This window comes from Nitrosomonas communis (assembly GCF_900114745.1).
In the GTDB taxonomy this organism is placed as follows: domain Bacteria; phylum Pseudomonadota; class Gammaproteobacteria; order Burkholderiales; family Nitrosomonadaceae; genus Nitrosomonas; species Nitrosomonas communis_A.
In genome coordinates this window covers 1-1,201 of record NZ_FOUB01000187.1, presented here as the reverse complement: position 1 = coordinate 1,201, position 1,201 = coordinate 1, and the positions used below count along the sequence as shown (strand labels likewise).

At 38.1% G+C, this 1,201-nt stretch carries 1 pseudogene; it reads left to right on the top strand.

The window, feature by feature from the left end:
* Positions 1-1,012: 1,012 nt before the first annotated feature.
* Positions 1,013-1,156 (top strand): annotated as a pseudogene (locus BM122_RS21315) (IS5-like element ISHch3 family transposase); the annotation flags it as partial.
* Positions 1,157-1,201: the final 45 nt, after the last annotated feature.

Genomic DNA, 1,201 nt, shown 5'->3' with positions numbered 1-1,201 from the left:
CCTGGGGTTTAGGACGCCTTACGAGGTGTTCCGAGAATTGTCAGGAACAGATGCCGAAAGATTGGTGGGTTATGCACTTATTACTTGAATTCAAGTATTGAAAAATAGTTAAATTCTATAATAATTATAGCATCCTGAGATTAAACAATATTTATTAAATACGTACATTATGTGAATTAGCTTTGAATGCTCTTTTTTTCCTGTATTGCATCTCTTCGCTGAAATTCATCACGTCTGAAAAAGCTGCTTAAACGATCAATGTTCTTGAGATCTTCCTACAATAATACCTCTTTCCTAAAAAATTTTAATCATACTGGGATGCCCTCGGCAGTTAAAAGCAACCCTGTTTGTTCTGCCAGACGTGAAAAAAGGTGTTCTTCATCCATTTCCTACCTCCGCCGTCATATAGATTTTTCTGATTTCTCTCTCTTTTAGCTGCTCTGTCAATTAGTAATTTTTAACAATTAATATATGAGTTTGTGTGAACTATCCGTTTCCAACGACAATATGTCAGAGCAAGTGAGTTAAGAATGATTTGTAATGCTTGGTTCAGTTATTTGCTAATAATATTTTTCAAACTTGGGTGGTTGCTTATTACGAATCGATTGCAGCAAACGATGAAGGCTAATCCAGTCGACCAAATCCAGGAAACATGCAATATCATGTGTTCCATAAGCCCATATTTTCCATAAGGGAATTTTCTATTGGAAGCCATTAGAAATAGTATTGCGTACTACAGGAGGTTTCATCCGCCTACCAATGCTGAAAATAAACCACTTGATTAGTCCGCATGTAATACATTGATTTGTATTATCAAAAAAATTAGAACTTGTGGACTTCACATTTGCATGACGGGCAGGGGTAGAGAGAATATTGGCACAAAGAGAGAAAAACTGAGCGAATTTGGTGAATCTCTTGAAGCTAGGAAGTCCGCAATAATCCGCATGAACCCGCGCAAACACGCAAGAGTAGGCATAATAAAACCAACCGGATGAAGGGTTGGTTTGTGGTATTGGTGGGTAATGCTATTGCTTGGCTAAAGCAGTATCGGGCAATAGCGACACGATATGACAAACTGAAGCGAAATTACGAGAGTATGGTAGCTATAGCGTGTGGATATCTGTGGCTACCTATGTGGAATGTCAACAGGCCCTAACTGCTCCTTAATAACCATCTAATAGAATTCTCTCTTCTGTTCTAT